The organism is Streptomyces sp. NBC_00457 (assembly GCF_036014015.1).
In the GTDB taxonomy this organism is placed as follows: Bacteria; Actinomycetota; Actinomycetes; order Streptomycetales; family Streptomycetaceae; genus Streptomyces.
In genome coordinates this window covers 5041296-5060767 of record NZ_CP107905.1, presented here as the reverse complement: position 1 = coordinate 5060767, position 19472 = coordinate 5041296, and the positions used below count along the sequence as shown (strand labels likewise).

At 68.7% G+C, this 19472-nt stretch carries 9 protein-coding genes and 3 pseudogenes; 7 read left to right on the top strand and 5 right to left on the bottom strand.

The features are described 5' to 3' along the window. Nucleotides 1–56: 56 nt before the first annotated feature. Nucleotides 57–4031 carry an nSTAND1 domain-containing NTPase gene (locus tag OG828_RS22895; RefSeq protein ID WP_328502165.1) on the bottom strand — a complete coding sequence of 1325 codons (3975 nt, stop codon included), beginning with the start codon at nt 4029–4031 and terminating at the stop codon, nt 57–59. A 531-nt stretch (nt 4032–4562) separates the two neighbouring features. Beyond that, nucleotides 4563–5537, bottom strand: coding sequence for a helix-turn-helix transcriptional regulator (locus tag OG828_RS22890; RefSeq protein ID WP_328502164.1), 975 nt, complete (start codon nt 5535–5537; stop codon nt 4563–4565). A gap of 167 nt (nt 5538–5704) precedes the next feature. Between OG828_RS22890 and OG828_RS22885 the strand changes: the two genes are divergently transcribed. The 3 genes from OG828_RS22885 (at nt 5705) to OG828_RS22875 (ending at nt 7252) form a co-directional block, all read left to right on the top strand. After that, nucleotides 5705–6100: a RidA family protein gene (locus OG828_RS22885; protein ID WP_328504918.1), complete on the top strand. Its 396-nt coding sequence runs from the start codon at nt 5705–5707 to the stop codon at nt 6098–6100. 39 nt (nt 6101–6139) lie between these two features. Further along, nucleotides 6140–6643, top strand: a complete 504-nt coding sequence (locus OG828_RS22880) for a hypothetical protein (protein ID WP_328502163.1) — start codon at nt 6140–6142, stop codon at nt 6641–6643. A 192-nt stretch (nt 6644–6835) separates the two neighbouring features. Beyond that, the gene (locus tag OG828_RS22875) at nt 6836–7252 is read left to right on the top strand and encodes an NUDIX domain-containing protein (RefSeq protein ID WP_328502162.1); all 417 of its coding nucleotides are present in this window, start codon (nt 6836–6838) and stop codon (nt 7250–7252) included. Here OG828_RS22875 and OG828_RS22870 read toward each other — a convergent pair. After that, nucleotides 7249–8281, bottom strand: a pseudogene (locus OG828_RS22870) (IS630 family transposase). The gene OG828_RS22875 and the pseudogene OG828_RS22870 overlap by 4 nt on opposite strands. Nucleotides 8282–8704: 423 nt before the next feature. Between OG828_RS22870 and OG828_RS22860 the strand changes: the two are divergent. Beyond that, a complete protein-coding gene (locus OG828_RS22860; protein ID WP_328502161.1) occupies nt 8705–9847 on the top strand; it encodes a hypothetical protein in 1143 nt (380 codons plus the stop codon). Here OG828_RS22860 and OG828_RS49595 read toward each other — a convergent pair. Continuing rightward, the gene (locus OG828_RS49595) at nt 9786–10073 is read right to left on the bottom strand and encodes a hypothetical protein (RefSeq protein WP_443062513.1); all 288 of its coding nucleotides are present in this window, start codon (nt 10071–10073) and stop codon (nt 9786–9788) included. The two genes, OG828_RS22860 and OG828_RS49595, sit on opposite strands and share 62 nt — an antisense overlap. A 193-nt stretch (nt 10074–10266) precedes the next feature. On the opposite strand from OG828_RS49595, the pseudogene OG828_RS22855 reads away from it, so the two are divergent. Beyond that, a pseudogene (locus OG828_RS22855) lies at nt 10267–11457 on the top strand (IS481 family transposase); the annotation flags it as partial. 31 nt (nt 11458–11488) lie between these two features. Then, nucleotides 11489–12446: pseudogene (locus OG828_RS22850) on the top strand (IS481 family transposase). A 455-nt stretch (nt 12447–12901) separates the two neighbouring features. Here OG828_RS22850 and OG828_RS22845 read toward each other — a convergent pair. Next, on the bottom strand, nt 12902–14893 hold the full coding sequence (locus OG828_RS22845) for a hypothetical protein (protein ID WP_328502160.1): 1992 nt from the start codon (nt 14891–14893) through the stop codon (nt 12902–12904). Nucleotides 14894–15745: 852 nt separating this feature from the next. On the opposite strand from OG828_RS22845, the gene OG828_RS22840 reads away from it, so the two are divergent. Beyond that, nucleotides 15746–19282, top strand: a complete 3537-nt coding sequence (locus OG828_RS22840; protein WP_328504917.1) for a LamG domain-containing protein — start codon at nt 15746–15748, stop codon at nt 19280–19282. Nucleotides 19283–19472: the final 190 nt, after the last annotated feature.

The following is a 19472-nucleotide window of genomic DNA, read 5'->3' as shown; positions in this document are numbered from 1 at the left end:
GCCGCGAGTGCTGTGGGAGGCGACTGCTCAGCCACATCATCGCGTTGTGATCGGGATCACTGACGGCACGGCGGCTCGTACGACAAACGGGGCAGGTACTCCTGCCATTGCTCCCGCGTCAGTACGCCGTGCGTGGCCGCGCAGATCCGGCTGATCGCCTGGTCGACGTCCAGGTTCCACAGCCGTACGGTGTCGGAGCCGCTGGACACCCCGAGCATGTGGCCGGTGGGGCTGAACGACAGGAAGTTGCCCGTCTTGGCGTTGGGGCTCATCGACTGGCCGATGGGGCCGGCGTCGGCGGGGTCGGTGACGTTCCACAGGCGGACCGTGTTGTCGTTGCCGCCGCTGGCCAGGGTGCGGCCGTCGTGGCTGAAGGTGAGCGACACCAGCGCCTCGGTGTGGCCGGTGAGGGGACGGCCCAGCAGGGTCGCCCCGGCGGGGTCGGTGACGTTCCACAGGCGGACCGTGTTGTCGTCGCTGCCGCTGGCCAGGGTGCGGCCGTCCGGGGTGTAGGCGAGGGCGTTGATGGGGCCGACGTGCCCGGTGAGCGGCTTGCCGAGTGGCGTCGCGTGGCGCAGGTCGGCGACGTTCCACAGGCGGATCGTGAGGTCGGCGCTGCCGCTGGCGAGGGTGCGGCCGTCAGGGCTGAAGGCGAGGGCGTTGACGTACCCCTTGTGACCGGTGAGCGGCTTGCCGAGCGGGACGAGGTGGGCCGGGTCGGCGGCGTTCCACAGCTGGATGGTGCGGTCGTCGTAGGCGCTGGCGAGGGTGCGGCCGTCGGGGCTGAAGGCGAGCGAGTCGGGGCCCGAATACCGCGTGTCCAGCAGGACCGGCTTGCCGTACGCGACGGGGTGGGCGGGGTCGGAGATGTTCCACAGCTGCACCGTGTTGCGGACGCCGGTGAGGATGGCGAGGGTGCGGCCGTCGGGCGAGAACGCCAGCAGCCGGATGTCGCGCTCCCCGGTCGTGAACGGCTTGCCCAGCGCCACGGGCCGGCCGGGACTGGCCACGTTCCACAGCCGGATCTTGCTGTCGCCGCTGCCCGTGGCGAGGATCTTCCCGTCCCGGCGGAACGCCCCGATCCGGCCGATCATGTCCGACCTCGGGATCGACCAGAGCCGGGCCTTGCCGTCACCCGTGCCGGTGGCGAGGGTGCGGCCGTCGGGGCTGAAGCCGATGGCGTACATCTCCCCGCTGCTGCCCGAGAGCGGCATGCCGACCTGCGAGGGATAGGCCGGATTGCGGACGTTCCACAGACTCGCCGTACTGTCCGCGCTGCCCGCGGCGAGCATGCTTCCGTCCGGGCTGAAGGCCACGGACCAGATGGGGCCGGTGTGCCCGGTCAGCGGCGAGCCGAGCGCGGTCGCGCGGCCGCGGTCGGTGACGTCCCACAGCCGGATGGTGTTGTCCGAGCTGCCGCTGGCGAGCGTGCGGCCGTCGGGGCTGAAGGCCACCGAGTGCACGGTGTCGGTGTGGCCGGTCAGCGGCGTACCGATCCGATCCGGACGGCGCGGATCGTCCATGTCCCACAGCGTGACCGTGTTGTCGTCGCCGCCCGCCGCCAGCGTCCGCCCGTCGGGGCTGAACGCCACCGAGCGCACGGGTGCGGTGTGGCCGGTCAGCGTGCCGAGCGTCCTCGGCCGCCGCACGTCGCGCACATCCCATAGACGTACGTTCCGCTTCTCGTCGGCGGTGGCCAGCGTGTGCCCGTCCGGGCTGAAGGCGACCAGGTAGATCGTGCCGTCGTGCCCGGTCAGCGGTGCGCCGAGCGACCGCGGACGGCTCGGATCGCGCACGTCCCACAGCCGGAGCGTGCCGTCGTCCCCCGCGCTGGCCAGGGTCTTCCCGTCGGGGCTGAAGACCGCGCTGCTCACCCAACTGGTGTGCCCGGTCAGGGGTTTGCCGACGGCCTTGGGCCGGGTCGGGTCCGATACGTCCCACAGGCGTACGGTCCGGTCGTAGCTGGCGGTGGCCAGCAGCCGGCCGTCCGGGCTGAACGTGGTGAGGTAGACGGCGCCGGTGTGGCCGAGCAGCGGTGTGGCCAATGGTGCGTTGACGATCGAGATCAGCCGGTTGTTGGCGTCCGCGTCGTCCGGCCGCAGCCGGTGCGCCACCAGGCCGAGCTGCGCGGACAGCGACGGATCCGTGGACTGCACGCGATCGGACTCGGCGAGCACCTGCGCGAACACCGCGTCGTCCCGCTGCTGTATCGCGACCACCGCCGCACCGACGGCCACGACCGCCAGGACCACCAGCGTCGCGACCGCGCCCCGGCTGATCCAGACCACGCGCCGGCGCAAGCGCACCGACGCGGCCAGGAACTCCACCGCGCTGCGGGTCAGGAAGGTGTCCCCGGCGGACTTGGCCCAGTTGTGGGCCTGCTCCAGCCGGGAACCCCGGTACAGCAGCGCCGTATCGCGGTTCGAGCCCTCCCAGGACCTGCTGTCCTCCTCCAGTCGCTGGCGCAGCAGATGGTCGCTGCGGCCCTCGTCGATCCAGTCGCGCAGCCGCGGCCAGGCGTGCAGCAGCGCCTCATGGGTGATCTCCACGCTCTCCGCGTCGAGCGTCACCAACCGGGCCCTGACCAGCGCCTCCAGCGACTCCTCCGTCTTGCCGGGGTCGGTGGACTCCTCCGCGAGCTGCCGCCGGGTCCCGCGCCGCCGCGTGGCCTGGGTGTCCTCGCCCAGCCGGACCAGCCTGAGCAGCAGCAGCCGCGCGGCCGTACGCGCCGCCGGATCGAGGCCGGACCAGGCCCGCTCCGCGGTCGCCGCCACCGCGCCCTGGATGCCGCCCGCCGCCCGGAAGCCGGCCAGCGTCAGCCGGCCCGCCTTCCGGCGCTGCCAGGTGGCGAGCAGGGCGTGGGAGAGGAGCGGCAGCACACCGGCGTCGTGCGCCCCGCGCGGGCCGTCGGCGCTCACCTCACGGACGATCAGTTCCGCGAGGCCGGGCTCCAGTTCCAGGCCCACGGCCTTGGCGGGACCGGTCACCGCCTCGCGCAACTCGGCCGTGGTCAGCGGCCCGAGCACCATGTGCCGGTGCTGCAGCGCGTCGGCCAGCTCGGGATGGGCGAGGCACTGCTCGTAGAAGTCGGCGCGTATGCCGAGGACCACGAGGACGGGGGCGGGGCCGTCGGAGGCGGGAGCGCACGCGGCGTGCAGAAGCTGGATGAACGTACGCCGGTCCGCCTCGTCGGTGCAGAGGGTGAAGGCCTCTTCGAACTGGTCGACGATGAGGACGGGGCGGGCGGGGGAGGAGGGCCGCGCCCAGGCGGCGACGGCTTCCCGCACCGCGCCCGTGTCCACATCCGAGGTGTCGACCAGGGGCGCGAGCTCGGGGATCCGTTCGGTCAGCTCGGCGAGCGGACGGGCGCCCGGCACGAGCTGCACCACCTCCCGCGCGTCCTGCTCAAGCGCGGGCACCAGACCGGCGTTGAGCAGGGAGGACTTGCCCGCGCCCGAGGCGCCCACGAGCATGACCAGGCCGCCAGTCTTCTCCGCCGCACGGAGCTGCGCCATGAGGGCTTCGGTGCTCCGCTCCCGGCCGAAGAACCACCGCGCGTCCTGCTGCCGATAGGAAGCGAGCCCCCGGTAGGGACACACACCACCGGGTACGGCAGGGGCGTCGCCGGCGGACCGCTCCCCCCCTTGCCCTTCCCCTTCCCCTTCCCCGGACACGGCGGCACGCTCGCCGATGGGATCGGCCACCGCCTGTTCCCAGATGCGCTGCCATTGAGCCAGGTCGTACAGGCCGGGCGACACCGGAGTGGGCCGTGCGCGCCGCGCCTGCGGGATCAGGATGTGCAGCACCGCCGCGAGGGCGGCGAACTGGGCCGGTACGTTCTTCGCCCGCCGCCAGTCGCTGATCCGCTGCGCGGACACTCGTACGGGCCGCCCCCGCTCATCGACCCGCTGCAGCTGTACGACCGCCTCGGCCACGCGCTTGAGGGGAGGGTTGCCGGCCTCCCGGTACAGCAGCGCGAGGCGTTCCGCGAAGGCTGTGCGCGCCCCTGAGTCGGAACTCAAGGCCTCCACCCCTTTACTTCCCTCGCAGCTGGCATCCGGACCGGAAAACTCACCTTATACGGCTGACCTGCGAGGAAGGGCTGGACCGGACACCGGAACCTCCTCGTTCCAGGCCACAGGTGGCAGGATCACGACGCAGTAGCGAACCGACTGCACGCCGTTATGACAGGCCACCAGCCCAGTGCTCGGAGACGCAGCCTATGACGCCGTTCGTTCTCGGCCAGCTTCCGCCTCAGTCACCTCAGTTGCCGGACGGTGGTGACGCACCCGTCCAGAGGGCCTGAGAGATCCGTGGAGACCGGTCCCATCCGGACCGCTCGACGCCGACCACGGATCCCGCCCCGCCCCGGTCCGCGCCGTATCAGCGCGAACCGAGGCCACGCGCGTCGTACGGAACCGGTCCCCACGTGGGGAGGGACCGGTTCCGCACGACGCTGCGAAGGTGAGAGCGCGCGAAGTCGATCGTTCGGACGCGCACCAGCCTCCGCTTCCAGGGCGGCGCGTTCCAGGGCGGCGTGTTCCTGTTCCAGGGCGGCGCGCTCAGCGGGAGTCTCCGTAGCGGGCGGCCAGCGCGGTGGCGCGGTCGTGCAGGGAGGTGCGCAACGCCTGCGGGGAGAGGGCTTCCGCGTCCGTGCCGAGCTGCCACAGCGCCCATTCGGCATGGCGTGAATCCTGGAACGTCACTTCCAGCCGCAACCGGCCGTCCGCGTCGGGTTCTTCCGCACGGACGGCCAGTACGGTGTCCAGCAGTTCCTCTCGCCGCGCCGGATTCACCCGTAGCAGCACGGCGATGTGGTCGCCGTCCGAGAGAAAGCGCGCGGAGCGTTCCCGCCAGATCCGGTCCAGATCGACCCGGTTCGGTCGCTCCGCCGCTTCGGGCAGCTCCTCGGCGGCCAGCACCCGCGACAGCCGGTACGTGCGGTCCGCGCCGGATCGCCTGGCCAGCAAGTAGCCCCGGTCGCGCACGGTGACCAGGCCGATCGGGTCCACCGTGCGCCACCGCGGTGCCTGGCCCGTGGCCGCGTAGTGGATACGCAGCTTGTGTCCGGCGAGCACCGCGCGCCGGACCTCGACCATGACGGCGCCGGCCACCTCCTCAGTGACCGGCCGACGCGAGAGCAAGTCGGTCTCCGGCTCGACGAGAATGCGCTGCGCCGCGTCGCTCGCCGTGGCCCGGTGCCCTTCGGGCAGCGCGTCGACCACCTTCCGCATCGCCGAAGCCAGCGCCGAGCCGAGCCCGAACACCTGCTCGCCGCGCCCCGATCCGGCGGCCAGCAGAGCAAGGGCCTCGTCGTGGTTCAGACCCGTGAGCTCGGTCCGGAAACCGGGCGACAACACGAAACCACCGTGCCGCCCGCGTTCGGCGTAAACCGGGACCCCGGCCGCGGACAGCGCCTCGATGTCACGCAGCACGGTGCGAGTGGACACCTCCAGCTCCCGGGCCAGCGTGTCCGCGGTCAGCCGACCGCGCTGACGCAGCAGCAGCACGAGCGAGACCAAGCGATCGGCGCGCATACGAGAACTCTACGCAGATACATGACTGAGGGTGTCATGTATTGCTGCGAGGCTCGTCGCAGGAGGTCGAAGCCGGCGGTTACCGAGTGAGCCGATGGCCGTACGGCTCCCCATGACCGGAGTGGACCGGACTGAACCGGACCGAATCGAATGGAGCTGACGTGGCAATGGAACGAACGGCGGTCAACCCGGTGACATGGTCGACGGAGTTGGGCTTCAACCAGGGCGAGGTCGTCTCCGGACACACCCGGACCCTCTACATCTCGGGGCAGACCGCGATGAACGCCGAGGGCAAGCCCCAGCATGACGGCGACATGGCAGCCCAGTTGGCGCTGACCCTCGACAACCTGGAGGCCGTTCTCGCCGAGGCCGGCATGTCCCTGGCCCACCTCATCCGGCTCAACGTCTACACCACCGACGTCGATCTCCTCTTCCAGCACTACGGCGTGCTGGCGACGAGGTTGGGCGCCGCCGGTGTGGCACCGACCACCACGATGCTCGGGGTGACGCGGCTGGCGATCCCCGGCCAGATGGTCGAGCTGGAGGGGACGGCGGTCGCGTGATGGGAGGGGTCCCGTTCGCGGCGGGGTTCCATGGCAACCATGATGCGCAGAACGTCATCCACCGCCGTAGCCGCCGTCGTTGCCGCTGCCGTGTTCGCCGCTCTCACGTCGTGTTCCTCGGATTCCTCGGACGGGTCCCCCGCCGAAAGCCGGCCCAGCGAATCCCGCTCCGAGGCACCGCCGTCCGACCCCACGAAGACGCCCACGCCGTCACCCTCCCCGACCGGGCCCTGCGCCGACGGGACGTGCGAGATCAAGGTCGCCGTCGGGGACGTCATCACCGTGCCCGAAACGTACGGCCTCGGGCCCCTCGAGGTGAAGGCGATCAACGGCAACGAGGTCGAGCTGGTCGCCCCGCTGACCGGATCGGGCTACAGCGTTTCAGGCTGCTCCGGCGGCGGCAGCGTGTCATCGAACGGCACCGGCGGCGTCGGCCTCACCTGCGCCGAGGGCCCCGCCGCGACCCTCAACGACGTCATGAGCCTGAAGGTCGTCAAGGTCCTCGACTCCGCCGCGGTCCTCCGCATCGAACCCACCGGGTGACGTACGACCCCAAAACCACTCAAGGCCCCGACCCGCACTGCGGATCAGGCCCCTGACCTGGTGTTTCAGCTGTCGGGGTGGTGGGATTTGAACCCACGACCTCTTGTCCCGAATGAGAAGTCGTCTCAGTTGGTTGTCCGTCGGTGGAAGATGCGTAGAGAACACTGCCCCGCCGCCGACCCAAGGATCGCGATGGCTGCGTCGCTGAACTGGCCGGTCTCGGTCAAGGCCGTGGCCCTGGACGCCCGTCGGCGCGTGCTGCTGCTGCAGAACGAGCGGGGGGAATGGGAACTGCCCGGCGGTCGGCTGGAGCCGTCCGACGCAACGCCAGAAGCCGCCCTGGAACGCGAGTTGGAGGAAGAGACCGGCTGGACGGTCAAGGCAGGGCCGCTGCTGGATGTGTGGATCTACCAGCCGTTGCCGCAGGCGCTTCCTGAGCGCCGGGTGGTCATCGTCACCTATGGCTGCGACGTGCTTACCCCCGAGGTGGCACCCGTCGTCAGTCACGAGCACAAGCAGATCGGCCTCTTCGCGGCTGAGGAGGTGGCGGGCCTGCGCATGCCAGACGGCTACAAGCGTTCGATCGCCGACTGGTACGCCCGCACCTAAGCGACTTTCCAGAAGTTCTGTCGGCAACTGGTCGGGAACCAGGGGCTGGGCCAGGGCGCGGCGGTGGTCAGGAGCTGGCCGGGTGAGCGGCTGCGGAAGAAGGCGTGGACCTGTCGCCTGCGGGCCGGCCAGGAGACAGCGGTGTTGGCGAGGTAGTGCTTGAGTGCGGCCCAACGCGTTCGATGGGGTTGTCGTGCGGGCTGCAGCGGGCGCCGTACCACAGGTGCATCCCGGGGTGCGCGGCGATGAACTCGCGGACGGTGCGGGCGCGATGGATCTGGTCGTTTTCGCAGATCACCACGGTCGCCGGGGCGTGAGGGAAGGCCGTCCCCAGCTGCTTGAGCAGGTCGAGAAAGCCGACGGCGCGGAGTCGGCCGAGCCGGTAGCGGAAAGTGCCGGTGGTGACCTCCAGCGCGCCCTGCACGGTGACCTGACGGTTCTTGCCCGGGGTGGGGATGTGTGGCCCACGGCCGGGCAGTGTCCAGCTGGAGCGGACGTGGGGCAGCAGATGCAGACGGGTCTCGTCGGCCACCCATACCGCTGCCCCTGCGGGCGGCAGCCGCAGCCGTTTCGGGATCGCGGCCACCACCGCGGTCCGTGCCGGATCGCCGCGGGCGATCAGCTTGGGCCTGCGCCAGAGGGCTACCTGCCGCACCCGGCGATACAGCGTGCGGCGACTGATCCGCGGCCGGCCCAAGTAGTGGTGCAGCCTGACCACGGTCCACGGCCCGGGCCGCCCAAGCAGCGCGACGATCCGCGCGGTCAGCCGGGTGCCGCCCAGCTTCGGCCGTCCGCTGGAGGGCCGGTCGTGCAGGCCGGCCACTCCGTTGGTGTTGAAACGGGTGATCCAGCGGCGCACCGTGGCCGGGTCGCACTCCAGTAGGGCGGAGATCTGCGCCGTCGGCAGGCCCTGCAACGGCAGCAGCACCATCACCGCCCGTAACGCTGATCGCCATGGGCCACGCGCAGGCCGCGTAACATCTCGCACTCGGCGGCGGACGCATTGGCGAACACGGTGGGCGGGCGCACACTGACCACAACCTCGCCGAGCGGGCGGACGATGGGTGACACCTCGATCGAAGGCCCGGCGAGGGCCGTGTCAACGCCTCTCGCACCACATGACCTCAACTCCCGTTACGGGGCAGAACTTCTGGACACACGCTTGGATCGTGGCTGCCCAGACCGACGCCACGGAGCAGGGGCGGAGGTCGTGGTGCATGCGGTGGTAGTCCCACAGAAGTCAGGCATCCGCCCATGCCTGCGCCGAGATCATTCCTGCCCCTTCTTGTCCTGTGCTGAGTCGGGAACCTTGAAGTCGTACTCCCGCGCGAAGCGAGAGCCGAGTGCACGTTGCCTATATCAGTCGGGCCGACTGCCTGACTCGCTGCGTAGTACTGGTGATTGAGCGGATTCCTCCCCGTCATGCGGCTTACCCCTGCCAGGATCGGACGCGTGACATACGTAGTGACCGTGGACGTCCACATCCCGGACGGCACTCCGGAGATGGACCCACTTCAGCGCGCCGGTGCCGTGGCGCTCATCGAGGACGGCTTCGATTCCGTCGAGGCCATCGAGGGACCCGACGGCATGGAAGTCGATCTCCTCGACAGCATCGTGGCCGTCTATCCAGGCGGAGCGCTGCTGAAAGTGTTCGTGGATGCGCCAGCCCTGGAATTCGCCGAGGAGGCGGTGCGATCGGTCGTGGGTGAACTGCTGGAACGGTCCGAGCTGTTGGCTGACTGGCAGATCGAGCGATGCGAGGTCGAACTCCACCCGGAGCTCGCTCAGGAGGGTCTCGACGCCGCCGACGGTCCCGATGCCCCGCCCGATGATCCGGCTGACCGTAAGGCCCGGCATACCGAGCGTCCCACGGCCGACGACGACAAAGAGAGCTACGACGCCGAGGTGAAAGCCGAGGTTGTACGCGGTCAGATGCTGGTACTTGCAGACGAGCTGCGCTCCTTCCCGCCCGTGATGTTCGGCGTCATCGACGACGAAGACGGCGAGGAAGAAGACCGTGACAACGAGTTCGCCGTCTCGCCGGAGGACGCCAAACTCGCTGCCGGTGCCATGGTGTACGCGACGGACATCCTGGTGGACGAGCTGTTCCAAGACGTGCAGACCCTGACGGAGGAGGACACCACCGCTGCCGAATGCGACGGGCCCCTGTGGCACTTCGAGGACCTTCCCGAGCGATACGCCCTCCAGTACGACGCCCGTTTCGCCCGCCGCTTCCTGGTGACGGTGATAGCGATGACTACCCGCTTCACGGATGGCAGCTTCCAGCAGCTGAGCTGCGTCGCTGAAGAACTCGCGCTGAAGCTGCTGCTGAATGAGACGAAGGTGACCCTGGAGACTTTCGGGCTGCTCGACGACGGCGTCTCGGCCGCGCTCGACTCGTTCGCCGACAACGTCTACGAGGACATGGACCACGAGTGGCTCTACGACGACTCCATGGACGGTATCGACGAGAGCGCCGTCGGAGCGGCTCTCGGCATCGCACCGATGGCGTTCAAGGCGTGGTTCACTCCGTTCAACGAGGGCAGGTACGTCCACCCGTCTGCGGCTGATGAACCGGAGGGGGCAGCACAGTGAGTTGTCCCGCTGCTCCGCTTACAGGTCGAATAGTGCGTCGCCTGCGTCCGATGCCGCCTTCAGCGCCTTGGTCGCCTTGAGGGCGGTCGCGTGGCAGCAACACCCTGCCGTACGGCCTCCCAGCCACCTCGTCGGCGTACCGCTCGCCGTAGGTGTGCAGCCACAGGACTCGCTGGCCGATGGCAACCGCCCGCTCCCACAGGTAAAGGTCAGCGGTGGGGGGTATCCGCGCGCCCTCGCCGTGCGCGGGCCTTGAACTCGTAGAGAAAGTTGTAACTCAGTCAGCAGCATCGTATTGTCCGGTCCCGGTAGATGCTTGACACTTCGGTCCCAGCTGATGGTTGACAGTGGCCGTGTTCGGCTTTTCTGTGCGCGTCGTTGCGGCGTGTGTGGGGAGGCTGGGATTGGCGCTGGTGGAGTTGTCGGTTGTCGAGCAGAGATACCGGGCTGTGCTTGCGGTGCTGGCGGGTGCGACGGTGACGGAGGTCGCCGCGTCGCTGGGGGTGTCGCGGCAGACGGTGAGCGGGTGGAAGTCCCGGTATGAGGCCTCAGGTCTGGCGGGTCTGGTGGATCGTTCGCGCAGGCCGGCGTCGTGTCCGCATCAGGCCTCTGCCGAGGTGGAGGCAGCCGTGTGTGAGCTGCGGCGTAAGCATCCTCGGTGGGGTCCGCGGCGGATCGCTCATGTGCTGGAGCGGTCCGGGGCGGTGGCGCTGGTGCCGTCGCGGATGACGGTGTATCGGATCCTGGTCCGGCATGGGCTGGTGGAGCCGGGGGTGCGGCGCCGGAAGCGGTCCGATTACAAGCGCTGGCAGCGCGACCGTGCGATGCAGTTGTGGCAGATGGACATCGTCGGCGGCGTGATGCTGGTCGACCCGGGGACCGGGGAGTTGACCGAGGCCAAGGTCGTGACGGGTGTGGATGACCATTCCCGGTATTGCGTGATCGCCTCGGTGGTCGAGCGGGCGACCGGGCGGGCGGTGTGTGCGGCGTTCGTCCGGGCCTTGCGGACGTTCGGGGTGCCGGAAGAGGTGCTGACCGACAACGGCAAGCAGTTCACCGACCGGTTCGGGCACGGGGGTGAGGTGTTGTTCGACCGGATCTGCCGGGAGAACGGGATCGCTCACCGCCTCACCCAGCCGGCGTCCCCGACCACGACGGGCAAGGTCGAGCGGTTCCATCAGACGCTGCGGCGTGAACTCCTCGACGACTGCGGCGCGTTCGAGAGTATCGGGGCGGCTCAGGCGGCGCTGGATGCGTGGGTGGAGGAATACCACTCCGTCCGGCCGCATCAGGCCCTGGACATGCAGTCTCCGGGCGACCGGTTCACCCCGGTTCCCGAGCAGGAACGGGATGTGCTGGGCCTGCGGGTGCCCGGAGTGCTCGGGCTGGTGCCGCAGCAGAGGCCTTCCCCCGCCGAGCAGGGACCGGCTGAGGCGATGCCTGTTTCCGTCAGTCCGCTTGAGGAGATCGCGCCATCGGCGCAGGTGGAGGACGGCGGACCGGTGGAGTTCGAGCGGGTGGTGCCTGCGAGTGGGAATCTGCAGGTCGCGGGCAAGCAGTTCTGGCTGGGCCCGGCCCGCTCGGGTCTAAAACTGCCGATCATCGTTGACACCTGGGTCTCTGATCACTACGGAGATCCACATGCTCAAGTCCAACCCCACCCCGCCGCTTGACCGTGAGGCCAGGCGGCGCCTGGCGGTGATACGCCATGTCGAAGAGGTCAGCGGGAACGTCGCGATGTCCTGCCGGTACTTCGGGATCAGCCGGCAGGCGTACTACACCTGGTACCGGCCGGTACCGGGCTGAGGGAATCGAGGGCCTGCGCACCCGTTCCAAGGCACCCAAGCACAGCCCCAACGCGACGCACGTCGAGGTGGTCGGGAAGATCATCTACCTGCGGCAGAACTACCACTTCGGGCCGGAGAAGATCGCGATGTACCTCAAGCGGTACCACGACGTCACCATCAGCAAGTCGGGTGTGTGGCGGATCCTCAACCGCCTGGACATGGGCCGCCTGCCGGCCTCGCAGCGCTACAAACGCCACGACCGCCGATGGAAGCGGTACGAGAAGCAGCTGCCCGGCCACCGGGTGCAGATCGACGTGAAGTTCATCGAGCCGCTCGCCTCGATGCCCCAGGGTCGCCGCGGCGGGCGCAGCAAGTACTTCCAGTTCACTGCCATCGATGACTGCACCCGGCTGCGTGTCCTGCGGATCTACCCGACGCTGAACCAGGCGACCGCGATCCAGTTCCTCGACTACGTCATCCAGCGCCTGCCGTTCCAGGTCGAGGTCATCCAGACGGACAACGGCGCCGAGTTCCAGTCTGCCTTCCACTGGCACGTGTTGGACAAGGGCATTGCCCACACCTACATCAAGCCGCGAACGCCGCGTCTGAACGGCAAGGTCGAGCGCTCTCACCGCATCGACGCCGAGGAGTTCTACCGGCTCCTCGACGGCGTCATCATCGACGACGCCGAGGTCTTCAACGACAAGCTGCGCGAGTGGGAGGGCTACTACAACTACCATCGCCCGCACAGCGGCCTCGGCGGCCAGACACCTTACGAACGCCTCAAGCAGAAGACCACGCCCCAGGCGTAATCGGTGATCATCAGTTGCACACCGAGAGAGATTTACCTTTCCGGGTAGCAAAGATCTCGGCCCTGGTGGCGAGGAGCCTGGTGCCTGAGGCGAGGAGGCAACTCCATGGGGTGGACCGCCATGGGATGGGTCACTGTCGCAGGGCTGTTCGTGATGCGCGTGCTACTGCGCCAGGTGCGAGAACTCCTGCCGGACGTGGGCGCCGTTTATCCGAGCGTGGCGGGAGCTTCATCAGTGGGAGGGATTCGAGACCTCCCACCGGAGGTGGTGTCAGATTGAGGGAGCCGTGTCGGCCTGACAGTGCTGGAGGGCTGAGGTATCGCCATGGCGATTCTCGCGGCCATGGCGGCGGCTGCGGGCGGTGCGCACGTGCTGCCCTCGATGGCGGTGCCCGAGGATCTGCGTCCATGGTGACACTAGGGATGGCGGATGGCCTCCAGAAGCACAGTTAGGGCTTACGGCTGGCTCTCCTTATCGCTTGGTCGCACCTCCCGGTGATGCGCCGCCGCCGACCATTGGTGTCCGAGCGCCCGGATGCGCATGCCGGCGGCGTGCACACCGGCCGTACAGCGATAGCCGCGCTCGGACCGCTGCACCACGCCGATCCGGTTCCAAGCCAAGAACGCGAGGGCCTCCTCCACTTCGTCCTCCCCGACGCGGTAGCCGCGGCTTCGGAGCCCGCGACGAATGGAGGTGAGATCGAGCCAGCCTCCCTCTTCAAGGGGGTCTTCGGCTTCCGCGTTCAAGAGACCGACGATCGCGTACTCGACCTGGCTGCGAACCTCCTGCGCCTGCCAGTACCCGCTGAGGGCTTCTCGGCGCTGGGCCGCACGCAGCGCGGGATCAACGAGGGGCGCCAACTGGTCGAGCGTCAGCGGTGTGTGGTCCTGACGGCGGACGACCTCGGCCAGCAACTCGGTCTCGATGACGGCGATGGCCGGGTCGTCATCGGCTTCCCTGAGCATGCGGCGCTCGAACCCCGGGCCGATGAGGAGGGTGATTTCAGCGCCGATCTCCGCCCGGTGGTCGGCCAGCCCGAACAACGGCTGCTCCACAACGCGCCCATTAGCCGCGGACTTCGCCTCCACGCCCAGAATGGCGGAACCGGCTCCGATGCCGAAGCGTACGCGCCCGTCCACATGTCCATTACCGCCGACGTGTTCACCGGGCAACCCCAGATATCCCAGGGCCGCGACGGCGGCCTTCTCCAAACGCTTGTGGTTCGGGCTGTCGCGTGCGGCTCTCTCCAGTTCTGCCGCGATGTCCTCCCCAGGGGAAGCGCTCTGCCGATCGGCATCGGGACGGCCGGACGGGTTGCAATCGGCACGGGTGTCGGCCGGCCTGTCGGACAGGGCGTCTTCCTGGCTCAAGCAGGGCAGCGAGTCTTTGAACGCCAGCCCGAGAGGGGTCGTGCGGTAGACGGTCTGCGAGAGACGGGAGACGAGTCCGCATGCCTCCAGGAGGTTGAGACGCGTGTTGACCGCGGCCCGGGAGAGGGGTCTCTGCCGGTTGGGGAGGTAACGCACACTCCGCTCGGCGAGCGCTCCGGTGGTGAGCCGACCTGTCGCGTTCAGCTCGCCCAGAATTTCGCCGAAGAAGGCGAGCGAGGCATGGACGGTGCGCGCGAGGTCAAGCGCTTCCCCGGACTCGATCCATGCGATAGCGCCGGGCGTGGCGCTCCAGGTCTCGGACGACGTCCGCTGAATGAGTCCGAGAGCTTTCAGAGCTTCCTTCGCCGTGCGTGCCGTGGCCGCGGTCCGGGCCTTGGGGAAGTTGGCCCGCACGAAGCGGACGAAATCCGTGTCCGTGATCGACGGTATCGCTGCCTCTGTGAGCATGTGGAGTGCGTCCAGGCTGCCACCGTTCGCGGAAGTGCCCGGGATGTAGAGATTGGCGCCATCCGCCCGCGCCCGGAGTTCGGTCTCGTCCAACGAGTCGATCAGATCGGCCACGGCTCCCGTGGCGAGCGTGAGTCGTGTGGTCACGCCGGTGTCATCGGATGCGGGCGTCCCGAGCGCGAGGCGGGCCAGGACGTCACGGCCCGAGTCGGTCAGGTGGAGGTGGCGGTCGAAGAGGTCGACCATACCGGTGACCGAGAGCCACGCCGTGCGGTTGTGCACGGGGCCAGTCGTGGCCCACGGCAGGTCGTACTCTTCGCGCGCCAGGCGGAGCAGTTGGTCGTGCGTGAGGGGCGCGGAAGCGAGGGCGTGCATGGCCTCGCCGACGAATCTGACGTTGATGTGGAGCGTCTCGATCAGCAGGGACGGATCGCCGCTTCGGTGCCAGGCTCGGGCCGCGGCACTGGGCAGGAGGACCGGACCCTCGCGGGAGAGCAGTCCTGATCGAACGAGTCGTTGTAACTGGGACCGGTTCAGGCCACCGGCCTGGGGCAAGGAGGTGTGTCCGTTCGGAGACACGGCTTGGTTGGCAGTCAACTCCCCGATCACGTCTCGGAGCGTGCCGATCCACTGTGACCGCTTGCCCGGCAACACGGGCATGCCTATGGTTCGTTCCGCCCACGCCCGAGGGCGTATCAGGTGTCCCATAGCCGCCGACAGTACACCTGACGTGGCGTCAGTGTGCCGGTTGCTAGGAATCATGTTGACGGATATGGGCCATTCTGTTTACGGCATCGGACCGATGCTGGGGCCGGGGGCAGGGGCAGGAACGCCGGCCGAAGAGCGGCATCTGTCGGCCGATCCCCGCCGGAGGCATCGCCGTTGACCGCGTCCTGAGCACTGCGGACACCCGATCCAAAGCCCCGGCCGCATGCACACCTAGGCTGCGGTTGCTGGCGACTGGTGATCAGAGCAGTGTGGCGACGTAGCTGGTCCTGAGGCTTTGGGGTGGCCGTCGTGTGGCGTCTCAACCGCAACTTGCACTCATGGCCTGGAAGTTGACGGCTACTAGGGCGGGCACCTTGCTGGATGCGGTGAAACCCTAAGGGGTGTCAGAAAATCTCCAGCCTCGCTGGCACGTGCTGCCAGCAAGACGGAACCCAGCGCCATGTGATGTGCGACACCATTGACCAGCCCGTTCGGTCAACACATGATCCTCACAGCTTCTTTGTAATGAAGAATTAAGGGGTGGGTGGGGGCGTGTTTACGCGAAGACGGCAGCGCGGCTGGCGTCAGGTGGTGCGGAGTGGGGCGGTAGCCGTCACGCTCCTGGGGGGTGCGGTTCCGGTGACCGGGGTCGGGGCGACTCCGTCCTTCGCCGGTGACGGGGCGGCCTCGGTAGCGGCTGACAGGACTGCGGAGTCGGAGGCGAGTGCGCTCGCGGCCGAGACCGGTGAACGCGTGGCGGTGGACGCGGCGATTACCGAGTCGTCCCAGGTCTTCGCCAACCCGGACGGCACCTTCACACAGGAGATGAACGCGGCTCCAGTCCGTGCCAGGAAAGACGACGGCAGTTGGGCCCCCGTCGACACCACCCTCGTGCGCGAGGCCGACGGCGCTGTGCGGGCGAAGAACACGACGGCCGATCTCACGTTCTCGGGCGGTGGCAGCGGGAACGGACTGGTCACGCTGGAGGATGAGGGGCACAAGCTGCAACTCGGCTGGCCCACCGCGCTTCCTGAGCCCCGGCTCGACGGCGGCACCGCCACCTACCCCGGCGTCCTCCCGGACGTTGACCTGGAACTGACCGCGCTGAGTTCCGGCTATACCTCGGTCCTCGTGGTCAAGACCGCTGAGGCGGCAAAGAACCCGGCGCTCGCGACGATCAGGATGACCGTCTCCGGCGGCGGCATGAACATCGCCCCGACGGCCGACGGTGGTTTCGTCGCGCGCGACGGCGACGGCACCCCGGTCTTCGAGAGCCCGGCGGGGCGCATGTGGGACTCGGCCGGTGACACCCCGGCCAACGTCACCACGCAACTCGTCCGCACTGCTTCTTCAGCAGAGGCGGATGCCGACGCTGAGCCAGAGGCCACGGAGGGGGTCCCGCTGCCTGCCGCCGAAGGTGAGCCGGCCCCGTCGGAAGGCCCCGGCAGCGGGGACGCGGCGGCCGAGATCCCGCTCAAGGTCACCGGCACCACCCTGGAGATCACGCCCGATCCGGCCCTGCTCCACGGCGAGGACACCGTCTTCCCGCTCTACATCGACCCGCCGACCAAGGGCATCGCGCTCGGCGACTGGACGGCGCTGGCCTCCAACGGCACCAAGTACTGGGAGTTCGACGGGGACAAGGGAGTCGGGCGCTGCTCCAACTACGCCGGCTACCTCTGCTCCAACAGCCCGTACACCCAGCGCATGTACTTCGAGTACCCGCTGTCGTCGATCCACGGCAAGAAGGTCCTGGACGCGACCATGGAGGTGTATCAGGAATGGACGTTCACCTGCGATCCGCGCTGGTACGACTTGAGCCGCGTGGACAAGAGCATCTCCTCCAGCACCACGTGGTCGTCCCGCCCCAACGGGGTGGATCTGATGGGCGACCGGAACGTGGCCTACGGGCGGGGCGGACTGTGCACCCCGCCGCAGCCGGCGAACTGGGTGCGCTTCAGCGACAACGTGGGCGAGGAGACCAATGAGAACCTGACGACCACCGTCGCGTCGCACGCCGCCAACAAGGAATCGCAGATCACCTTCTCGCTGAGTGCGCACGATGAGTCCAACGCCGCCGCGTGGGCGCGGTTCCGCAACGACGCCAAGCTGTCAGTGACCTACGTGTCCTACCCGTCCAAGCCGACCTCGTACGGTGTCCAGCAGGGCACCACCGGGCGGGCCTGCAACGCCTCCACACAGCCCTTCGCGACCAGTTACACCTCGCCGAAGATGCTGGCCACGGTGCAGTCGGCCGACGGCTCCAGCTCCCAACTGCGCGCCATGTTCGAGGTTTGGAAGGCCGACGGCTCCAGCCGTGTCTGGTACGAAGCCTCGCCGGACGGCGCCTGGGTGGCCGACAACGCCTCCCGCACCGCGTCGACCAACGTCCTGCCGGCGCAGACGGACTACAGGATGCGCGTCAAGACGCAGGCCTACTACAAGACGGACCGGGGCGTCAGCGGTGTCCTGGACTCGTCCTGGTCGTCCTGGTGCTACTTCCGGGTCGACACCGACTCGCCGCCGCCTCCGGTGGTGTCCAGCGCGGACGGCGTCTACAAGCCGGCCGAGACCGACCCGGCTGCGGGTGGAGTGGGTACGGCGGGCAAGTTCACGTTCACCCCGGCGGACACCAACGCCACAACGGCTGGCATCCAGTCGGACGTCGTCAGCTACAAGTTCAAGCTGAACAGCGGCGCGGTGTCCCCTCCGATCCCCGTCGCCAAGGGGGCTGCCACCACTCAGACGATCACGCCGAACCAGGCCGGCGAGAACACCATCCAGGTCTGGGGCTACGACGCGGCCGGCCACAGCTCGCTCACCGGCTACTACAGCTTCCTGGTGAAGGGCGCCGAGATGCCCTCGGGGATCTGGCACCTCGACAACGCCCTCACTGACGCCACCACCGCGACCCAGCACCCGCTGACCTCCTCGGGTGCCACCTGGGACACCCTGACCCGCAACGGCTCCGGCGCGGCGAAGCTCAACGGCACGAGCGCGTACCTATCAAGTTCCGGCGCGGTCCTGGACACCACAAAGTCCTTCACCGTCTCGGCCTGGGCGCGTCTGCAGAAGAAGGACGTCAACTACACCCTCCTGTCCCAGGCGGGCACGAACGCTTCCGGGTTCCAGCTGTACTACTCGACGGCCTACAACGCCTGGGTCTTCAACCGGCACCAGACGGACGTCACCAGTCCCGCGATCACCCGCTCGATCGGCACCAAGCCGCCGGTACTGAACGCCTGGACCCACCTCGCGGGCGTCTACGACGCGGCCGCACAGACAATCCAGCTCTACGTAAACGGCGTCCCGCAGGGCGAGCCGGTGCCGTTCACGGTGACCCCGTGGAAGGCGTCCGGCGGCCTGCAGGTCGGCCGGTTGTGGGCCTCGGCGACCGGCAAGGAGAACTTCGCCGGCACCATCGACGAGGTTAAGGTCTGGTCCCGCGCTCTCGCGGACACCGAAGTCGCCCACGACGCCTGGCTGGAGGACGAGGACATCAGCGACGGCACCGCCGGCGACCCGGTCCCGACGCTCGTGGCCAAGTGGGACGCCACGGACATGGCCAACGCGACTGGCACCACGGTGAAGGACACCAGCGGCTTCGGCCGGAACCTCACCCTCAACGGGGCCGCGCTCACCCAGTTCAGCACCGGCGACCCGGAGATCGGCGAAGAGGTCACGACCACGCAGACAATGACCCTGAACGGCACCAGCGCGTACGCCACCGCCACAGGCCCGGTCGTCGACGACTCCGGTTCGTTCACCGCGACCGCCTGGGTCACGCTGGACCCCGCCAAACTCGCCGACACCAGCAAGTCGTACGCGGTGCAGGTATTCGGTCAGTCGGGGACGAGCCAGTCCTCCTGGGGCGTCTGGTACGAGCAGCCGACCGGCAGCACCCAGGGGCGGTGGACGTTCGGTCGTCCCAACAAGGACGGCACCGGGGCGGTCTGGACCGAGAGCGAGTCCACCGCATTCACCACGGCCCAACTGGACGTACCGGTCATGCTCTCGGTCGTCTACGACGCCCAGGCGGCAGCCGACCCGGACGACACCTCCAAGCTCGGCGCGCTCAGGCTCTACGTCGACAGCGCTCTGATGGGCGACGAGGACGGCGTGCCGTACTTCGCCCCCTGGCAGGGCGGCGGAGCGTTCGAGATCGGCCGGGCGAAGATCAACGGCGCCGCCGCGCGCTACTTCCCCGGAAAGATCGACAGCGTTCGCGTCTGGGCCGGAGCCACCTCCACCGACACGATCGCCAACCGGCGCAACACCGAGCAGCAGTAGGAGCGAGGCGGGGTAGGGCGGGCCTTCTGGCCCGCCCTACCCCGCCCTACCCCACCCTGCCTTCTTCCGCTCTGGTCCGTTCTGCTCGAACGCGCCGTGTGTCTGCGCGGACGCGCCATCGAGATCCGGCGTTTCGGGCACCGATGCCGCTGCCCGGGCGCTTCCTGCCCATTTCCATTTCCGAGAACCG